This is a genomic window from Alicyclobacillus acidoterrestris (assembly GCF_022674245.1).
In the GTDB taxonomy this organism is placed as follows: domain Bacteria; phylum Bacillota; class Bacilli; order Alicyclobacillales; family Alicyclobacillaceae; genus Alicyclobacillus; species Alicyclobacillus acidoterrestris.
In genome coordinates this window covers 2,587,334-2,604,107 of the sequence record NZ_CP080467.1, presented here as the reverse complement: position 1 = coordinate 2,604,107, position 16,774 = coordinate 2,587,334, and the positions used below count along the sequence as shown (strand labels likewise).

General features: G+C 55.2%; 13 protein-coding genes and 1 other annotated feature. Of the genes, 12 read left to right on the top strand and 1 reads right to left on the bottom strand.

Annotated elements, in window-relative coordinates:
* Positions 1-115: 115 nt before the first annotated feature.
* From lon to K1I37_RS12540, 9 genes are all read left to right on the top strand, one after another.
* Positions 116-2,554 (top strand): endopeptidase La, encoded by a 2,439-nt coding sequence (gene lon, locus K1I37_RS12580; RefSeq protein ID WP_021295733.1) that lies wholly within the window; start codon positions 116-118, stop codon positions 2,552-2,554.
* The gene (yihA, locus tag K1I37_RS12575; RefSeq protein ID WP_021295732.1) at positions 2,551-3,156 is read left to right on the top strand and encodes a ribosome biogenesis GTP-binding protein YihA/YsxC; all 606 of its coding nucleotides are present in this window, start codon (positions 2,551-2,553) and stop codon (positions 3,154-3,156) included. Before lon ends, yihA begins: the two co-directional genes overlap by 4 nt.
* A gap of 87 nt (positions 3,157-3,243) precedes the next feature.
* Positions 3,244-4,647: a glutamyl-tRNA reductase gene (gene hemA, locus K1I37_RS12570; protein ID WP_021295731.1), complete on the top strand. Its 1,404-nt coding sequence runs from the start codon at positions 3,244-3,246 to the stop codon at positions 4,645-4,647.
* Positions 4,648-4,653: 6 nt separating this feature from the next.
* Positions 4,654-5,472 (top strand): cytochrome c biogenesis protein CcsA, encoded by an 819-nt coding sequence (gene ccsA / locus K1I37_RS12565; protein ID WP_021295730.1) that lies wholly within the window; start codon positions 4,654-4,656, stop codon positions 5,470-5,472.
* Positions 5,473-5,486: 14 nt separating this feature from the next.
* Positions 5,487-6,407 (top strand): hydroxymethylbilane synthase, encoded by a 921-nt coding sequence (hemC, locus tag K1I37_RS12560; protein WP_031218212.1) that lies wholly within the window; start codon positions 5,487-5,489, stop codon positions 6,405-6,407.
* Between the two features lie 5 nt (positions 6,408-6,412).
* Positions 6,413-7,180, top strand: a complete 768-nt coding sequence (locus tag K1I37_RS12555) for a uroporphyrinogen-III synthase (protein ID WP_021295728.1) — start codon at positions 6,413-6,415, stop codon at positions 7,178-7,180.
* Positions 7,170-8,147, top strand: a complete 978-nt coding sequence (hemB, locus tag K1I37_RS12550) for a porphobilinogen synthase (RefSeq protein WP_021295727.1) — start codon at positions 7,170-7,172, stop codon at positions 8,145-8,147. The genes K1I37_RS12555 and hemB overlap by 11 nt, the downstream gene beginning before the upstream one ends.
* A 102-nt stretch (positions 8,148-8,249) precedes the next feature.
* Positions 8,250-9,548 (top strand): glutamate-1-semialdehyde 2,1-aminomutase, encoded by a 1,299-nt coding sequence (hemL, locus tag K1I37_RS12545; RefSeq protein WP_021295726.1) that lies wholly within the window; start codon positions 8,250-8,252, stop codon positions 9,546-9,548.
* Positions 9,549-9,751: 203 nt separating this feature from the next.
* Entirely contained in the window at positions 9,752-11,341 is a 1,590-nt protein-coding gene (locus tag K1I37_RS12540) for a hypothetical protein (RefSeq protein ID WP_021295725.1), read from the top strand.
* Between the two features lie 226 nt (positions 11,342-11,567).
* Here the strand turns inward: K1I37_RS12540 and K1I37_RS12535 are convergent, their stop codons facing one another.
* A complete protein-coding gene (locus tag K1I37_RS12535) occupies positions 11,568-11,729 on the bottom strand; it encodes a hypothetical protein (RefSeq protein WP_021295724.1) in 162 nt (53 codons plus the stop codon).
* Between the two features lie 155 nt (positions 11,730-11,884).
* Here K1I37_RS12535 and K1I37_RS12530 point away from each other — a divergent pair, with 155 nt between their 5' ends.
* The 3 genes from K1I37_RS12530 (at position 11,885) to K1I37_RS12520 (ending at position 16,760) form a co-directional block, all read left to right on the top strand.
* On the top strand, positions 11,885-12,400 hold the full coding sequence (locus K1I37_RS12530; protein WP_236613835.1) for a hypothetical protein: 516 nt from the start codon (positions 11,885-11,887) through the stop codon (positions 12,398-12,400).
* An 80-nt stretch (positions 12,401-12,480) separates the two neighbouring features.
* Positions 12,481-12,683: a binding site (T-box leader), on the top strand.
* A gap of 86 nt (positions 12,684-12,769) precedes the next feature.
* Positions 12,770-15,427, top strand: a complete 2,658-nt coding sequence (locus K1I37_RS12525; protein WP_021295722.1) for a valine--tRNA ligase — start codon at positions 12,770-12,772, stop codon at positions 15,425-15,427.
* Positions 15,428-15,446: 19 nt separating this feature from the next.
* Positions 15,447-16,760 (top strand): bifunctional folylpolyglutamate synthase/dihydrofolate synthase, encoded by a 1,314-nt coding sequence (locus K1I37_RS12520; RefSeq protein WP_021295721.1) that lies wholly within the window; start codon positions 15,447-15,449, stop codon positions 16,758-16,760.
* The last annotated feature ends 14 nt before the right edge of the window (positions 16,761-16,774 follow it).

The following is a 16,774-nucleotide window of genomic DNA, read 5'->3' as shown; positions in this document are numbered from 1 at the left end:
GGGCGTACGGAAGATGGGTGCCGAAGTAAAAGTGTCCGAGCAAATTAGACTTCGCGTTTTGCTTTCTGTACAATGAGACCAATCCACGGGGAGAGCGAAAACTGGAGGTGGGTAGATGGCTTTAGAAGAAGAACGGAAGCCACTGGAACAACAAGGAACATACCCTCTACTGCCGTTGCGCGGTTTGCTAGTCTATCCCTCGATGGTGCTTCATTTTGACGTAGGGCGTCCGAAGTCCGTAAAGGCCTTGGAGCAGGCGATGGTCGACGACCATTTGATTGTTCTCGCGTCACAGGAAGACGGTCAGGTGGACGAGCCGCAAAAAGATGACCTGTATCAGGTCGGCACCTTGGCTCGGGTAAAGCAGATGATGAAGCTGCCAAACGGAACCATCCGCGTGTTGGTTGAGGGGCTTTCGCGCGCGCAGATTATAGACTTTGTCGAGGACGAAGAACTGTTTCGAGTAAACGTCACGTTGCATGAGGACGAAGACGACCTCTCGCCGACAGCCGAGATGCAGGCAGCCATGCGGTCGGTCGCGCAACAGTTCGAGCAGTATGTCAAATTGTCCCGCAAGTTAGATCAGGAGACGTACGCGGCGGTGGTGGATATTGACCATCCCGGTCGCTTTGCAGATATGGTCGCGTCTCACCTTCCGCTGAAAATCCGCGAAAAGCAGGATATTCTAGAAGCGTTTGACGTGCAGCATCGACTCGAACGGCTGCTTCAGATTCTTTCGGACGAGCGCGAAGTGTTGGAGTTGGAGCGACAAATTCACCAACGCGTTCGCAAGCAGATGGAGAAAACGCAAAAAGAGTACTATCTCCGTGAGCAGATGAAGGCGATTCAGCGGGAGCTTGGCGATAAAGAGGGACGGTCCTCCGAGGTTGAGGAACTGCGGGCCAAACTCGACGAGAAACAGTTGCCCCCTGAGGTGCACGAGAAAGTTGAGAAGGAAATCAGCCGACTTGAACGGATTCCATCCGCTTCGGCGGAAGGTACGGTCGTGCGTACATATATTGATTGGCTCCTGGCATTGCCGTGGACGGAGCGAGCTGATTCCGTGGTCGATTTGGCGCGCGCTGAGCGGGTGCTCAATGAGGAGCACTATGGCTTGGAGAAAATCAAAGACCGGATACTGGAGTTTATTGCTGTGCAGAAGTTGGTCAACAAGCAGTCGGGACCGATTATCTGCTTAGCTGGCCCTCCGGGCGTTGGGAAAACGTCGTTGGCTCGGTCAATCGCCACCTCGCTCAAGCGCCCGTTCGTTCGCGTCTCGCTTGGCGGGGTACGCGACGATGCGGAGATTCGCGGGCACCGCAGGACCTACATCGGTGCGATGCCAGGGCGTATCCTGCAGGGCATGAAGCAGGCTGAGGTCAAGAATCCGGTGTTTTTGCTCGACGAGATCGACAAAATGGCTAGCGATTTCCGGGGTGATCCGGCTGCGGCCATGCTCGAGATGCTAGACCCTGAGCAAAATAGCACGTTTTCTGATCACTACGTGGAAATTCCGTTTGACCTGTCGGATGTGATGTTCATCACGACGGCGAATAACCTCTATCAGATTCCGGGCCCGTTGCGCGACCGCATGGAAGTTATCCAGCTGGCGGGTTACACGGAGGACGAAAAGCTGCATATTGCGAAACTGCACTTGTTGCCAAAGCAGCGGGAGGCGCACGCGCTCAAAGGTGACAAACTGCGCGTGTCAGACGATATCTTGCTGGAGTTAATTCGCCACTACACGCGGGAAGCGGGTGTTCGCCAACTCAACCGCTTGATAGCGACAATTTGCCGCAAGTGCGCTCGGATTATCGCGGCGGGTGAGCAAAAGCGCATTACCGTGACCATCGCGATGGTGCACGACTTTTTGGGACCTCGCAAGTTTGAGTACGGGCGCGCACAAGAGCAGGATGAGGTCGGCGTAGTCGCTGGACTCGCGTGGACGGAAATGGGTGGCGACCTGCTCACGGTGGAAGTGTCGGTGGTACCGGGCAATGGCAAAGTGAAACTGACCGGTCAACTTGGCGACGTGATGAAGGAGAGTGCGCAGACAGCCTTGTCGTATATCCGCTCTCGTGCGACGCAGTTGCATATTCCAGCCAACTTCCACGAGAAGGTCGATATTCACGTGCATGTACCGGAAGGCGCGATTCCAAAGGATGGACCTTCGGCGGGCATCACGATGGCGACGGCGATTGCTTCTGCTTTGACAAACCGCCCAGTTCGTCACGACGTGGCCATGACGGGCGAAGTGACGTTGCGTGGCCGGGTACTGCCGATTGGCGGCTTGAAGGAAAAAAGTTTGGCTGCGCATCGCGCGGGCATTCGAACGATTATTATTCCGCAAGGAAATGAGAAAGATCTATCGGACATTCCAGAGGTGGTCAGGGAACAGGTTCAGTTCAAACCTGTGTCGCACATGGATGCAGTGCTCGACATCGCGCTCGGGAACGAAGCGACACTCGATGAACGCCATCCCTTACACACGGAAGCCTGGTTTGCAGATCTTTTTACTGAAGATAAATATTCTGGCGAGGGAACACACCAGTGATTATTCACAGTTCGGAGTTTGAAATCAGCGCAGTCCGCCCCAGCCAATGGCCGGAGGGTGGGCTGCCTGAATTCGCGTTTATTGGACGCAGTAATGTCGGGAAATCCACCTTGCTCAATCGGTTGTTGAACCGAAAAAATTTGGCGCGCGTATCTGCGCAGCCGGGAAAGACGCGGCAAATCAATTTTTATGTGATTAATGACCGCTTTCGGTTCGTGGACTTGCCTGGGTATGGCTACGCGTCGGTCAGCAAGCGGGAAAGGTCGCAATTCGCGAGCATGATCGACAAGTATCTGCTGGAGCGCGAACCGCTGTGCAGGATCGTTCAGTTGGTCGACATACGGCATGAGCCGTCGAAGGACGATGTGGCGGTTCATCAAGGTCTGTGCGAGTTAGATGTGCCACTGCTGGTCGTGGCCACGAAGATGGACAAAATCGGGAAGTCGCAGGTGGCATCGCATGTCAAGAAGATCCGACAGACGTTGCAATCTGGCGTTGAAATCTATCCCGTCTCTGCAGAAAAGAGAGTAGGTTTGGACGAGCTGTGGACGTTATTCGAGGCGGATATGGCGCCCTGGTTTGAAGATGAGGAACTGACATAGAGCGTTCACAACCTTCACCTTGTGGAGAATGACCTCACTTTTTGTCAGTGCTATAATATCGGGGTGAGTAGAAAGGGGGACCTGACAATGCACATCGTGGTACTCGGCATGAATCACAAGACGGCCAGTGTCGAACTGCGCGAGCGCGTGAGCTTGAGTCAAGATGCGCTAGAGCAGTTGCTGGCGGAATTGCGTGATTCTCGCACCGTGATGGAGAGCGTTGTTCTGTCTACCTGTAATCGCACCGAGTTATATGCACTCGTGAACAGTATCCGAGCTGGGCAGGATTACTTACTGACGCGATTTACTGGCATGACCTGTCTCGATAGATCTGTTGTGGAATCATCAACTTATTTCATTCAAGGGGAACAGGCGGTTGCGCACGCGATGCGCGTCGCTGCCGGATTGGACTCCGTTGTGGTTGGGGAAACACAAATCCTCGGTCAGATGCGAAATGCTTTTCAGACAGCTTTTGAAGCGGGCAACACGGGTGCCATGTTCAACCGGTTGTTCCGAGAGGTCATTCATGTAGGCAAGCGGGCGCAGTCAGAGACGACGATTGGACAAAGTCCAGTGTCTGTCAGCTATGCAGCTGTTCAGTTGGCCAACAAATTTTTTGGGGATATGAGCGGTCGCAAGGCACTGGTTGTCGGCGCAGGGCACATGGGTGAATTGGCGTTGCAACATTTTCACGCGCTCGGGTTCAAACAGTTGTTTGTTGCGAACCGGACGTTGGCCAGGGCGCAGTCCGTGGCGCAGGCAGTAGGCGCGACAGCAATCGACCTCGCGAACGTGACAGATGTACTGTCCGATGTGGACGTCGTTTTATCGGCCACCGGTGCACCAGGCTATACCATCGTTGCGAAAGATATCGCGAAGGCGCTAAAGGCCCGCAAACATCAACCGATGGTGCTGCTCGACATCGCGGTGCCGCGGGATATGGACCCAGATATCGCAAATTTGCCGGGTGTGTACCTTTACGACGTAGATGATCTCGACGGTGTCATAGAGGCGAACATCCAGGAGCGCGAGCGGCAGTCTGTCGTGGTCGAGTCGATGATTCGGGAGTCGGTTGAGGCGTTTTCCAACTGGCTGACGGAACAAGAGGTCGTCCCACTGATTGCGGCGCTCAGGGCAAAGGGCGAGTCCATTCAGCAGCAAGTAATGGAGAGCTTGGCGAGAAAACTGCCGAATTTGACGGAACGCGAGCGCAAAGTGTTGAACAAGCACACCATGAGTATCGTCAACCAGCTGCTGAGAGATCCGATTCAAAATATGAAAGAGCTGGCGATGGCGTCTGGGGATGCGGAATACGTCAGTTTGTTTGCGCAGCTGTTTGGTGTGGACGAAGCCGCCATTGCGTCGCAGAGTTCCATGGCAGCGCGTCATTTGTCGGCGGAGGCTACATTCGTCGAGCTGTTCCAACGCATGCGCGGTGAGGCGCGGCGTATGACGGAAGACAACCGGGTATTGCACCCTGTTCTTCGGTGATGGCTGGTGTGGACGCGCCTCTTGTACGATGCCGCGATTGTTTCGTATGCCGTCAGTTTAACGCTTTTTTTCAGCGACGTGCTGCAACCGCGCCGGGCGTTTAATCGGTCGGCTGTGCTGTTGCTGTTCGTCGCTTTCTTGTCGACGACAGGGCTCTTGTTTATACGCTTTCGCATACTTCACGCGTTTCCGGCATACACGCGGTCCGATACGATGTTGTTCATCGCGTGGATTATGCTGGTGACGACACTGGTGCTCGATACGTTCTTTCGGATTGGGCTCGTGTTGTTTTTTGCAAATGTAGTTGGCTTCTTTATTTTCTTATTTGCGGGCTATCGCCAGGGATCCGACTTGTTGCGGTGGTTTCCGAACCAGGACCTACTGCTCTTACACATCGTACTGGCGACGCTGAGCGAAGCTGCACTCGCATTTTCATTTGCGTTTGCGGTAATGCACTTGTTACAGGAGAGCAATCTTCGCTACAAGCGCTGGAACCGCTGGTTCCTACTCCTGCCGTCGCTGTCTAAGATCGATAGCTTATGCCTCTTGACGACGGCGATTGGTTTCTTTTTGTTGTTTGCAGCGATGGCCATCGGCGACGTGTGGGGGAAGCTCGTGTTACATCAATGGCTCGTGTGGTCCGCCAAACCGATTGCGACCATCATCGTTTGGGTCATGTATGGCGTGTTTCTCGGCTTGCGCGTTCGGCGTTCGGGCACGACACGAGGCATGATGATTTATCAGGTGGCATGTTTTGTCGCGACGCTGGTCAACTTAGGGGCGATTGGCCACCTGTTACCACTACACCAACCGGTGTCACCGTAAAGTGAGGGAGTTTGATGAGACGTATTCGAGTGGCGTCACGTCGCAGTCAGTTGGCGATGACACAGACAAACTGGGTGATTGATGCGCTTCGCGCCCGGCGCCCTGACTGGACGTTTGAAGTTGTCCCCATTACGACAAAAGGGGACGAGATTCTCAATGTAACCCTTTCGAAGGTCGGCGGCAAGGGGTTGTTTGTCTCTGAGATTGAAGCCGTACTCACTTCGAACCAGGCTGATCTCGCCGTACATAGCTTAAAAGACGTTCCTTATGAACTCGCCGATGGGCTCGTGTTGGCGGGGATTCCGCAACGCGAAGATCCGCGTGATGCACTCGTGTCACGCGACGGGCAGACACTGTCCGATTTGCCGAAGGGAGCGATTGTCGGCACATCCAGCCTTCGCCGGATGGCTCTGTTGAAGAATTTACGACCAGATTTGCAAGTCGAGCCACTGCGCGGCAATATCGACTCTCGCCTCAGGCGCGCGGAACAAGGGGAATTTGCGGCAATTATCCTGGCTGCGGCAGGACTTGCGCGCATGGGTTGGCAGAACAGGGTGAGTGAATTTTTACAACCGGACGATTTTATACCCGCCATTGGACAAGGTGTTCTTGGGGTGGAGTGTCGGGAGAGCGACGCGGAGCTCGTTGAGGAATTGAAGGCGTGGACTGACGTGCCGACTGCTTTGTGCGCCCAAGCCGAGCGAACGCTTCTGACGACGCTTCAGGGGAGTTGCCAAGTACCGATTGCGGGCTATGCGCAGTTGGACCAGGATGGCACAATCACCTTGACTGGATTTGTCGCGGCTCCGGATGGAAGCAAAAGCTTGCGCGAGCAGGCGAGCGGGCGCGATGCTGTGGCAGTCGGGAAGACGGTCGCCGAGGCGTTGCTCGCGCGGGGTGCAGACGAGTACTTGCGAAGCGCACAAGGGGAATAGCTGGCATGAATTCGACAGTGGTCATTACCCAGTCCGGAGATAGGGGCCGAAGTTTGGTTGACCGTCTCACAGGACTGGGTGTTTGTGCGATTCATTGGCCACTGGTTAAAACAGTGGTCTACAGCGATTCGGACATTGCGCGTCAAAGTCGCTTGATGCCAGATCAGGTAGATGGCATTCTGGTCACGTCACTGACGGCGGCACGCGTGTTAGCCAAACAGTATCCATCGAGTGATTGGCGATGGGGACAAGCGGTTTGTTATTGTATAGGAGAGGCCACTGCGACGCCGCTCCGGGATATAGGGATTCGCTGTGTCGTCTACCCGCAGGTTCGCGATGCGAGTGACATGGCGCGCGCGATGCTTTCCGAGTGGCCCGCTGGTGGCAAGACGTTTGTTTTCGTGCGGGGCGTTCAGGCGAGACGAGTTTTAGTGGCGGCGCTTCGTGACGGCGGGCACAAGGTGTTTGAGCTCGAAGTCTACGACACGGTCCCGACGCCTGTCGAACAACTGCCAAAACTGCCTGTCAATCGCGCATTGGTTTGGGTTTTATTTAGTCCGTCGGGCGTCTCCTCGCTTTTGCAATCGGTCGCTCACATCCGAGCGGACGTGCAACAAGGGAGGAGCGCGGTTGTCGCATTTGGCCGGACAACGGCGTCTGCCCTTGAGTCGGCAGGCATTCCTGTAGCATGGATGCCGACAGAGGTGACACATGACGGTTTGATCGATACACTTTTGCGATTTTTGAGGGAGGAAAAGGAATATGGAATTTGAACGGCATCGTCGGTTGCGCGCAACCAGCGGCATACGAAATCTGGTTCGGGAGAACCATGTGACGGTCAATGACTTAGTGTACCCAATGTTTGTGGAGGAAGGGTTGTCTGGCACCAGCGAGATCAGTGCGATGCCAGGTGTCATGCATTACGGCATCGACGCGTTTCGCCGGGAGATTCATCGCCTATCTGAACTCGGAATCCCTGGCATCATTATTTTTGGCGTTCCGTCGGAGAAGGATGAAATGGCGTCATCGGCTTATGCGCCAAAGGGTGTCGTCCAGGAAGCTGTTCGCGCCGCGAAGGCGGAGAATCCCGATTTGGTCGTCATGACGGATGTCTGCCTTTGCCAATACAGTTCAACTGGACATTGCGGCATCGTTCGCGATGGCAAAATCGTCAACGACGATTCGTTGACCTTGATTGCGAAGACGGCTTTGTCCCATGCCGAGGCGGGTGCTGACATCGTGGCGCCGTCGGATATGATGGACGGTCGGGTCGCGCGAATTCGCGAAGTGCTCGACGAAAATAAATTTGAGGACGTATCCATCTTCTCGTACGCGGTGAAGTACGCAAGTGCGTTTTATGGACCGTTCCGAGAAGCGGCTCACTCGACGCCTTCCTTTGGCGACCGCAAGTCGTACCAGATGGATCCCGCCAACGTCCGCGAAGCAATGCGTGAAGCGGCGTCGGACATCGCTGAAGGTGCCGATATCCTGATGGTTAAGCCGGCGCTTTCGTACATGGACGTCATGCGGCAAATCCGCGACACCTACGACCTGCCGATTGGCACGTACAACGTCAGTGCCGAGTACAGCATGGTCAAAGCTGCCGCGATGCAGGGCTGGATTGACGAGCGGGCGATTGTCATGGAAATGATGACTTCGTTTAAACGAGCCGGTGCGGATATCATCTTGACGTATCACGCGCCGGATGTGGCCCGTTGGCTGAAGGAAGAAAATCGCTAAGTATCGGTCCGACCGAGGTCGCCGCGACCATGGACTCGTGCGCGCTCCTCGGACAGACGCTGATAAGTGAGGCGCAGAATCTACAGGGAGCGTGATGAGACAATGGCTGGACCGAAATCGACTGCTGCGTTTGAGCGCGCCAAACAGGTTTTGCCTGGTGGTGTGAATAGTCCTGTGCGGGCGTTTAAGTCTGTTCACGGGACACCGTTTTTTGCCGAGCGCGGAGAAGGCCCCTATTTATACGACATCGACGGCAACCGTTACGTCGACTACTTAATGAGTTGGGGACCGCTCATCTGGGGGCATGCACACCCACAAATTGTTTCAGCTGTGCAAGAGGCGGCTGTAAAGGGCACCAGTTTCGGCGTACCGACGGAATTGGAGACGCAGGTGGCGGAGAAAATCGTGGAACTGGTTCCGTCGATTGAGGTCGTGCGCATGGTCAACAGTGGCACGGAGGCGACGATGAGCGCCGTGCGTTTGGCGCGCGCCGCCACGAAGCGCTCATATGTTGTGAAGTTTATCGGCTGTTACCATGGTCATGCCGATCACTTCCTCGTCAAGGCAGGGTCAGGCGTTGCTGATTTGGGCCTGCCCGATAGCCCTGGCGTCCCCAAGGAGACGGCGGAGCGCACGATTGCAGTGCCGTATAACGATATTGACGCGCTTCGCGACGTCTTTTTGCAACGTGGCGAGGAGATTGCTGCCGTCATTATTGAACCTGTGGCGGGGAATATGGGCTGCGTTCTGCCGAAGCCCGGATACCTCCAGGCGGTTCGCGAACTGACGAGGAGTTACGAAACGCTACTCATTTTCGACGAAGTCATTACGGGCTTTCGCGTCGCGCTCGGTGGCGCCCAGGCGCGCTTTGGGATTGAGCCGGACCTGACTACGTTTGGCAAGGTCATCGGCGCAGGGCTGCCGGTCGGCGCGTATGGCGGTCGCCGTGATCTGATGGAGCTGATTGCGCCAAGCGGCCCAGTTTACCAAGGTGGCACACTCTCAGGCAATCCGCTCGCGATGTCTGCAGGGCTTGTTTCTTTAAAGATGTTGGAGGCGGCAGACAAGACAGGCTTCTACGACAAACTCCAGGCCTATGGGCAACAGGTTGTGGATGCGTTTGTCGATCACGGCAAACAACACGGCATCCCCACCTACGGACATGCCTTGGGCGGCTTGTTCGGACTGTTCTTCCACGATGGCCCTGTCCACGACTTCGAGAGTGCGAGAGAGAGCGACAGCGCTATGTACGAGCGCTTTTTCCACGCGATGCTCGACGCCGGTGTGACATTTGCACCTTCTCCGCTAGAATCTGCGTTCGTCTCGGGCGTTCACGGGGACAAGGAGTTAGATATCACACTGTCCGCTATCTCGTCCGTCTTTCGAACGCTTGGCGCTTGACTGAGCGCCAGTTCAAGACCACGGGTAAGCTCGTGCAAAACACGGGTGAACTCGTGGTCTTTTTTAAGGGGTATGTACCCATTCAGGCGGATCGACTGATTTCCCCGTTCCTGCGGCACACTGGACGCGCTATCGACATATGTGCGCAACCGTGTACATACATTGGTGATGGAATCTGCTTGGCGTGCGAGGAGGGGCTTAGGATGTCTGAACAAGCTCGAGAACCGCTCATCCGGCTGCCGATCGATCAGGAGATTTTCATGGAAACTGTGACCAGCACAGACTCTGTGGAAGATGCGACGGTCGCCACGGAAGTGGTTGCGTTTGAGAAGGACGGCGACGTGTACGAGTTGCACGGTGCCGTGGTCTTTGCTGGTTACGTGCGTTCGTCGGAAGACGGCGGCGCGGCCGAGGAGTCGTTCTCCGTCGGCACGGAGGAGGAATCTGCCGTTCGCCATATTCACCATCGTCTGCCATTTGTCTTGCGTGTCCCTGTGGAAGCGCAGCAAGGCGGTGTGGTGAACGTCAAGAGCCGGCTTTCTGGCTGGGCGCTGGACGTCGTGAGCGACCATTGGCTGAATGTCAAAGGCGTATTGGAGATTCACGGCCTGGTCGGCGACGAGGGGTATCACTTTCAGTGCGGTGCACAGGAAGGGAGCCGGCCGTTTTTGCGGGAGCAATTGGTTGTCGAGGAGCCGACGTATGGCGTGTCTGATCCTGAATTTGCAGACGGATTCGCGAATCAGACGTCACCATCGGTGGAACTGTCGAACGAAGCCGACCTGGGCGCTGCGGCAGATGCTGTTGAGGGCGAAGTGAACGCAGCATCGGAGGCCGATACGACGGTCGGGGAAGAAGTGAACGCCGGATCGGAAATTGAAGCGCATGTGGCAGACGAGGTAGAAGCAGACGCCGCAGTGGACGCGGAGGTAGGTTTGGACACCGTCGGTCAAACGTACGACACAAACGATTATCACGCCATTGAAGAACCATCCCCTGAACTGGTCGGCGCTCAAGCCGACATGTGGCGGCACGAAGACGGTGACGCGGATGAGGATAATCAACCAGATGGATTGGAATCTTCCCACGACCAAACAGACGCACGCACGGGTGACAATCACGGATTGGAGAAAGTGAGTGAGGCGCGCAGGGGTCATGGCTGGGCCGAAGAGGAAGCACGGGGAAGCGAATCGCATGAACCACCGTCGCCATCATCGCAACCACCGTCGGTCGAATCCGTTCGCAGTGAGTTGGTCAATTTGGACCGCTTCTTTGTTTCACCAACGCCGCAAGCCGAAGAGCCAACTGCAGCACAATCGGAACCAACACCGGTTGCCTCGTTTGAGTTTGAGCACCAACTCGACGATGAAGTGCTCGAAGCTCCAGTAGAGGATCCTGTGAAAAGCGCGGAGATCAAAGAGGACCTTCGTAGCGAACCGCGGGAGATTCCGAAATTCACGATCTCTAGTGCGGTGCCGACGGATGACCAGAATCTGCTGGATGCCGAATCAGCGGCAGAAGTGGTGGAAGAACCACGGGCTGAGGCAGTGCCATCGGTACTGAAGTCGGATTTGTGGTCGTTTGTCGATTTTAATGGACCGGAACCGCGTTACACGCTTCGCTACGCGATTGTCGCAGAAGAAGAGACGCTGGAGATGGTTGCCGAGCGCTGTGGATGTCTTCCGAGTGAACTGAGTCGCATCAACGATTGCCCCAATGGTCAGGTCACTCCGGGCCAAGCGCTGCGGATTCCAGATGTGCCGTTTACGATTCCCCGCGTGACGTCGGCGTGACGGAAGGCAGCATGTCGGTTTGGTAAGCCATCCGAATGAACGAGATTCAGGGCCGCGAATGATTCGCTGGCCCTGTTGGCGCTTGACCCTTAATATTTCGTTGCGTAAATTCGTTGATGGCGATAACCCGTCCCATTCACTGACACGTCGCAATTTCGGTTTGTCGCACGCGGCCCTCCAGCAGATGCTGGCCTCTATACCGGGATCGGCCGGGGCCGCGCGCGTTTTAAGGTGCACCGATGAACATGGCGACAAAGACGATGAACAGTAACATCAGGATGAGCAAATCCAGTGCGCTTGGCCAAAAAATTGACCTGAGAAACAGAAGGAAAATCGCTAGGGCGAGGATAATCTTCACGAATCTCAACAGGGAATAGAACAGTCGCATGGGCAAACCCTCCTTACATCGGGTCACTAATGTATATGCGTGTGTCCCCTTCAGGTATTTGTCCTGTGACAAGAGTTCTTTGCATTTGTTAAGATAGGGACGTAATTTCAGGAGACGGACAGGCTTTGGCCTTGACGACGTTTGGGGGAAGATAGTTGAATCAATCAATGAATCCTGGAGGGCAAGGTGTGTGGCGAGGCTGGTATTGGCGTTTCGCCGGTACGACGGTGGTGGTCCTCGCGATACTGGAACTTGTCGCGTACTATGTGTCGAAGGGGAGATACTCCTTCATTCAGACCGGCGAGTTGGGAATGTTTATCGCCGCAATTTTGGTGGTTCAGCGGGTGAAGGAGCGCCGTATGGCGAATACGCTCTTGGTGACAATCCTCGGGTTTGTCATCAACCTGATTTTTCAGCTGACCATCGGCTATAAAGGTACCCTCTATTATGGGTGGGGGTATTTTGTTGAACAAAACGCCATTATTGGCGGTATCGGTATCTTGTTTTCGATAGTTTATTCGCGGACTTCGGCGTGGTCTGATCGCCGACGTGCACAGGCGCAAGCGAAGCGACAAGCGGCATCTACAAAAACCGATGATCGCGATGAAGTGAAGCCTGTGCGTGTGCACCGCGTGAAAAAGAAACGCGGCCGCGGACGTCGCCCGCGGTAAGTACTGAGTGGCTTTCTTGCCTCGATAAGACTTGACAATTTCGTATGAAATCCGTACTATACAAAGCACCTATTGCCATATGAACGGCGTTGAAAGGGAGGAGTAAGGCGGTTTCGATTGTCCAGAGACGGTGCAGCGCGCTGAAATGCACCGCTTTCGTCCGTCTGAAGGTCGCCCTTGAGCTGCTTACCCCGGGTCATTCCGTTATCGATGTCGAGTGTTTCGTTCGTCTCGCGATGAGCGGAAAATTCAGGTGGTAACGCGGAGCCTATCCGTCCTGAGGACGGATAGGCTTTTTTTGGTTCAGGAACGATTGCATGCTGCCGCGAGTTATGGCAGACAGGTATTTCGATAAGAGGAGGCAATCTCATGACAGCAAGGGAACATGAACTTCCGACCGTTTATGATCCGCGCGCAGTCGAACAGCGCATCTATGAAACATGGGAACAAAAAGGCTATTTTCGGGCCGGTCGCTATCCCGAACGACCACCGTTTTCGATTGTGATGCCACCGCCGAATGTGACGGGCGTGCTCCATCTTGGTCACGCACTGGACAACACGCTACAGGACATCACCACTCGTTATAAACGGTTGAATGGATTTGATGCGCTGTGGGTTCCAGGTACTGACCACGCTGGCATCGCCACGCAAGCGCGCGTTGAACGGTCCATTCAAGAATCCGAAGGAAAATCGCGCCATGACCTCGGCCGCGAAGCGTTTGTCGAGCGCGTCTGGGATTGGAAGCATCAATATGGCGACGCCATCACGCGGCAAATTCGCGCGCTTGGCAGTTCTTGTGATTGGAGCCGCGAGCGGTTCACGATGGACGAAGGGCTGTCTGCAGCAGTTCGTGAAGTGTTCGTCCGACTCTATGAAAAAGGCCTTATCTATCGGGGTCATCGGATTATCAACTGGTGCCCGCGGTGTTCCACGGCGCTGTCTGACATCGAGGTTGAGCACAAGGAGCAAACCGGCCATCTCTACCACATCCGCTATCCACTGAGCGATGGTAGTGGGGAAGTCATCATTGCGACGACGCGGCCTGAGACGATGTTTGCGGACGTCGCTGTCGCAGTGCATCCAGATGACGAGCGTTACACACAAATGATTGGCAAGACGGTTCGCCTTCCGCTTACAGACCGGGAGATACCTGTCATTGCCGATGACTATGTCGACATCGAGTATGGGACGGGATGTCTGAAAATCACACCGGCCCATGATCCCAACGATTTTGAAGTTGGCGAACGCCATCACCTAGAACAATTGCAGTGTATCGACGCGGATGGGCGCTTGAATGCCTTGGCGGGCGAGTTCCAAGGGCTCACGCGCGAGCAGGCTCGCAATGCCGTCGTCGAGGCGCTACAGCAAGGTGGACACCTGGTTCGCACGGAGGAAATTTCGCATTCGGTCGGCCACTGCAGTCGGTGTGATACGGTCGTCGAGCCATTCTTGTCTGATCAATGGTTCGTCCGAATGGAGGATTTGGCGCGCCCTGCCTTAGCTGGCGTCGAGCGCGGTGAGCTACAGTTCGTACCACAGCGCTTCACCAAGGTCTTTGTACACTGGTTGGAGAACGTCCGGGATTGGTGTATCTCGCGGCAACTTTGGTGGGGGCATCGCATCCCAGCCTGGTACTGTGACGACTGTGGGGAACTGAGTGTCTCCAAGACCGACTTGACGGAATGTCCACATTGCCACAGCAAACATTTGCGCCAGGACGAAGACGTTTTGGATACGTGGTTTTCATCCGCGTTGTGGCCGTTCTCGACACTCGATTGGCCAAACCTTGAAGCGCCGGATTTTCAGCGGTATTACCCGACGAGCGCTTTGATGACAGGGTACGACATCTTGTTCTTCTGGGTTGCTCGGATGGTCTTCATGGGCCATGAATTCACCGGCAAAATGCCGTTTTCAACGGTTGTCCTGCACGGGTTGGTCCGCGATGCACAAGGACAGAAAATGTCCAAGAGCAAGGGCAACGGTGTCGATCCGATGGAAGTCATTGACCAGTACGGCGCCGACGCACTGCGCTTCATGTTGGCGACTTCGACGTCACCCGGCAACGACCAACGGTTCACGTGGGACAAAATCGAAGGGGCGCGCAATTTTATCAACAAAATTTGGAATGCCTCCCGGTTCGTACTGATGAACCTGGATGCAGATTTTGAGCCGCTCGATCTCACGGGTCGACAACTCGATGTGGCCGACAGGTGGATATTGCATCGGTTGTCAGAAACCATTGACGCGGTGACGCATCATCTAGATCACTATGATTTCGGCGAGGCAGCGCGGGCGATGTACGACTTCGCGTGGGATGATTTCTGCGATTGGTACATCGAGTTTTCCAAGCTTGCGCTATATGGGCACGACGGAGAGCGCAAAGCGGTTGCACAAACGGTCTTGCATCGGGTGTTGACATCGCTTTTGAAGCTGCTTCACCCATATATTCCGTTTGTGACAGAGGAGATCTGGCAAGCGTTGCCGAACACTTCGGAGGCTCTCATTATCGAAGTGTGGCCAAAGGCCGACGACGCACTTCGCGACGACCAAGCAGTCAGTCAAATGCGGCTGGTGATGGATGCGATTCGCGCTGTCCGCAATGTCCGCGCAGAATTGCAGGTTCCACCCAGCAAGCCGGTGTCGATGTACATTCGTTGTGAAAGTGCGGATTACGTCCAGCTGTTTGAGTCCGTTCGCCATTATATCGCCCGTTTTTGCAACAGCGACGATTTGACGATTGCCGCAGGCGGTGACGCGCCGGAGAAATCCGCTACGCAAGTGGTGACTGGTGCCGTGATCCACATTCCGCAGGCAGGGCTTATTGATGTCGAGGCGGAGTTGGCTCGTTTGCGCCGCGAGGAATCGCGCCTCATGGGAGAGGTCGAGCGCATCGAGAAAAAACTTGCGAATGCCGGGTTTGTCGCGAAAGCGCCCGAGGCTGTGGTCGCCAAGGAACGAGAGAAAATGGAAGATTACCAAGTGAAGTTGCGGGCGGTCCAGGAGCGCATTTCGGATTTGCAGCAATGATTTAATCGAGGTGTCAGCAGTGAATGTGCAAGAGGCATTTGCGTGGGTGGAATCCCTGAGCAGATTCGGCATTAAACCGGGTCTGTCTCGGGTCCAGCACGTCTTAGCCGCCCTTGGGAATCCGCAGACGGGCCTTCGCTTTTATCATGTGGCAGGGACTAACGGAAAAGGTTCGGTCTGTGCCATGCTTTGTGCTATGTCGATGGCTGTCGGACATCGGACAGGCTTATATACCTCGCCTGGTGTTGACGGCTTGAATAGCCGAATGGTGATAGATGGTCAGCCGATTGATGATTCGTCGTTCGCGGCCTATGCCACGGCCATTCGCGAGGCCATTGAACTGGCGTCGAGCGAAGACCCACTGACGGAGTTCGAAGTCCTTACCGTGATGGCACTGTTGTATTTTGCGGATAAACAGGTGGATGTGGTCGTATGGGAGACGGGTCTTGGCGGACGCTATGACGCGACGAGCGTCGTGACGCCGATGGTGACGGCTATCACGAATGTATCGTACGACCACGTCGAGATTTTAGGACCTACACTGGCGGATATCGCTTATGATAAGGCAGGGATTATTAAGCCGAACATACCGTTTGTGACAGGAGCGGAGGGTGAGGCGTACGGTATCGTAGAGAAGGTCGCCAAGTCGGCTGGAGCTCGGGTGGTGCGTCTAGGAGCAGACATCCAAATTGAGCGCACGGCCTACGATGACCATTATCAGACGCTGTGCTATAAAGGGATAGCGCACGATGTACCCGCGTTTGAATTGTCCTTGTTCGGTCCGCACCAGATAGACAATGCAGCGATTGCGTTGGCGATGTTTGAGCTTGCGCATCCAGATCTAGAGGATGCGGACTGGCTACGCGCGGTAGCGGCGCTTCGCACTGTTCACTGGCCGCTTCGCTTCGAGGTGTTTCAACACGGTGCGGCACCGCTGGTTCTAGATGGTGCGCACAATCCTGCGGCGGCGCATACGCTGGCCTTGAGTTTACAGGAGATGTCGGCGGCCTTGTCCACGGCACCGCTGTGGCACATGGTGATAGGTGTGTTTCGCGACAAGGATGCGCAATCCATGTTGAAAGAAGTGTTACCTCTTGCACAAGACGTTATCGTTTGTCGTCCCAACCATGCAAGGGGGGCAGATCCAGAAGAAATCCGCGGGTTGATTGAAGCACAGTCGCCGCAACTGCCAGTTCGTATCATCGAACAGCCGGCAGCTGCCGTGACGGAGGCTTTAAAGACACCTGGGCCATTGGTTATCTGGGGAAATCTGCATATGGTAGAGGACGCGAGGAAAGCTATTTCTAAACTGGGAATGAACTACTGGACATGAGGACGGTGAGGCGC

Bases quoted from the DNA above. Each gene is read 5' to 3' on its own strand.
- lon (WP_021295733.1), top strand. From the start codon at position 116: ATGGCTTTAGAAGAAGAACGGAAGCCACTGGAACAACAAGGAACATAC.
- hemA (WP_021295731.1), top strand. From the start codon at position 3,244: ATGCACATCGTGGTACTCGGCATGAATCACAAGACGGCCAGTGTCGAA.
- hemC (WP_031218212.1), top strand. From the start codon at position 5,487: ATGAGACGTATTCGAGTGGCGTCACGTCGCAGTCAGTTGGCGATGACA.
- K1I37_RS12555 (WP_021295728.1), top strand. From the start codon at position 6,413: ATGAATTCGACAGTGGTCATTACCCAGTCCGGAGATAGGGGCCGAAGT.
- hemB (WP_021295727.1), top strand. From the start codon at position 7,170: ATGGAATTTGAACGGCATCGTCGGTTGCGCGCAACCAGCGGCATACGA.
- hemL (WP_021295726.1), top strand. From the start codon at position 8,250: ATGGCTGGACCGAAATCGACTGCTGCGTTTGAGCGCGCCAAACAGGTT.
- K1I37_RS12540 (WP_021295725.1), top strand. From the start codon at position 9,752: ATGTCTGAACAAGCTCGAGAACCGCTCATCCGGCTGCCGATCGATCAG.
- K1I37_RS12535 (WP_021295724.1), bottom strand. From the start codon at position 11,729: ATGCGACTGTTCTATTCCCTGTTGAGATTCGTGAAGATTATCCTCGCC.
- K1I37_RS12525 (WP_021295722.1), top strand. From the start codon at position 12,770: ATGACAGCAAGGGAACATGAACTTCCGACCGTTTATGATCCGCGCGCA.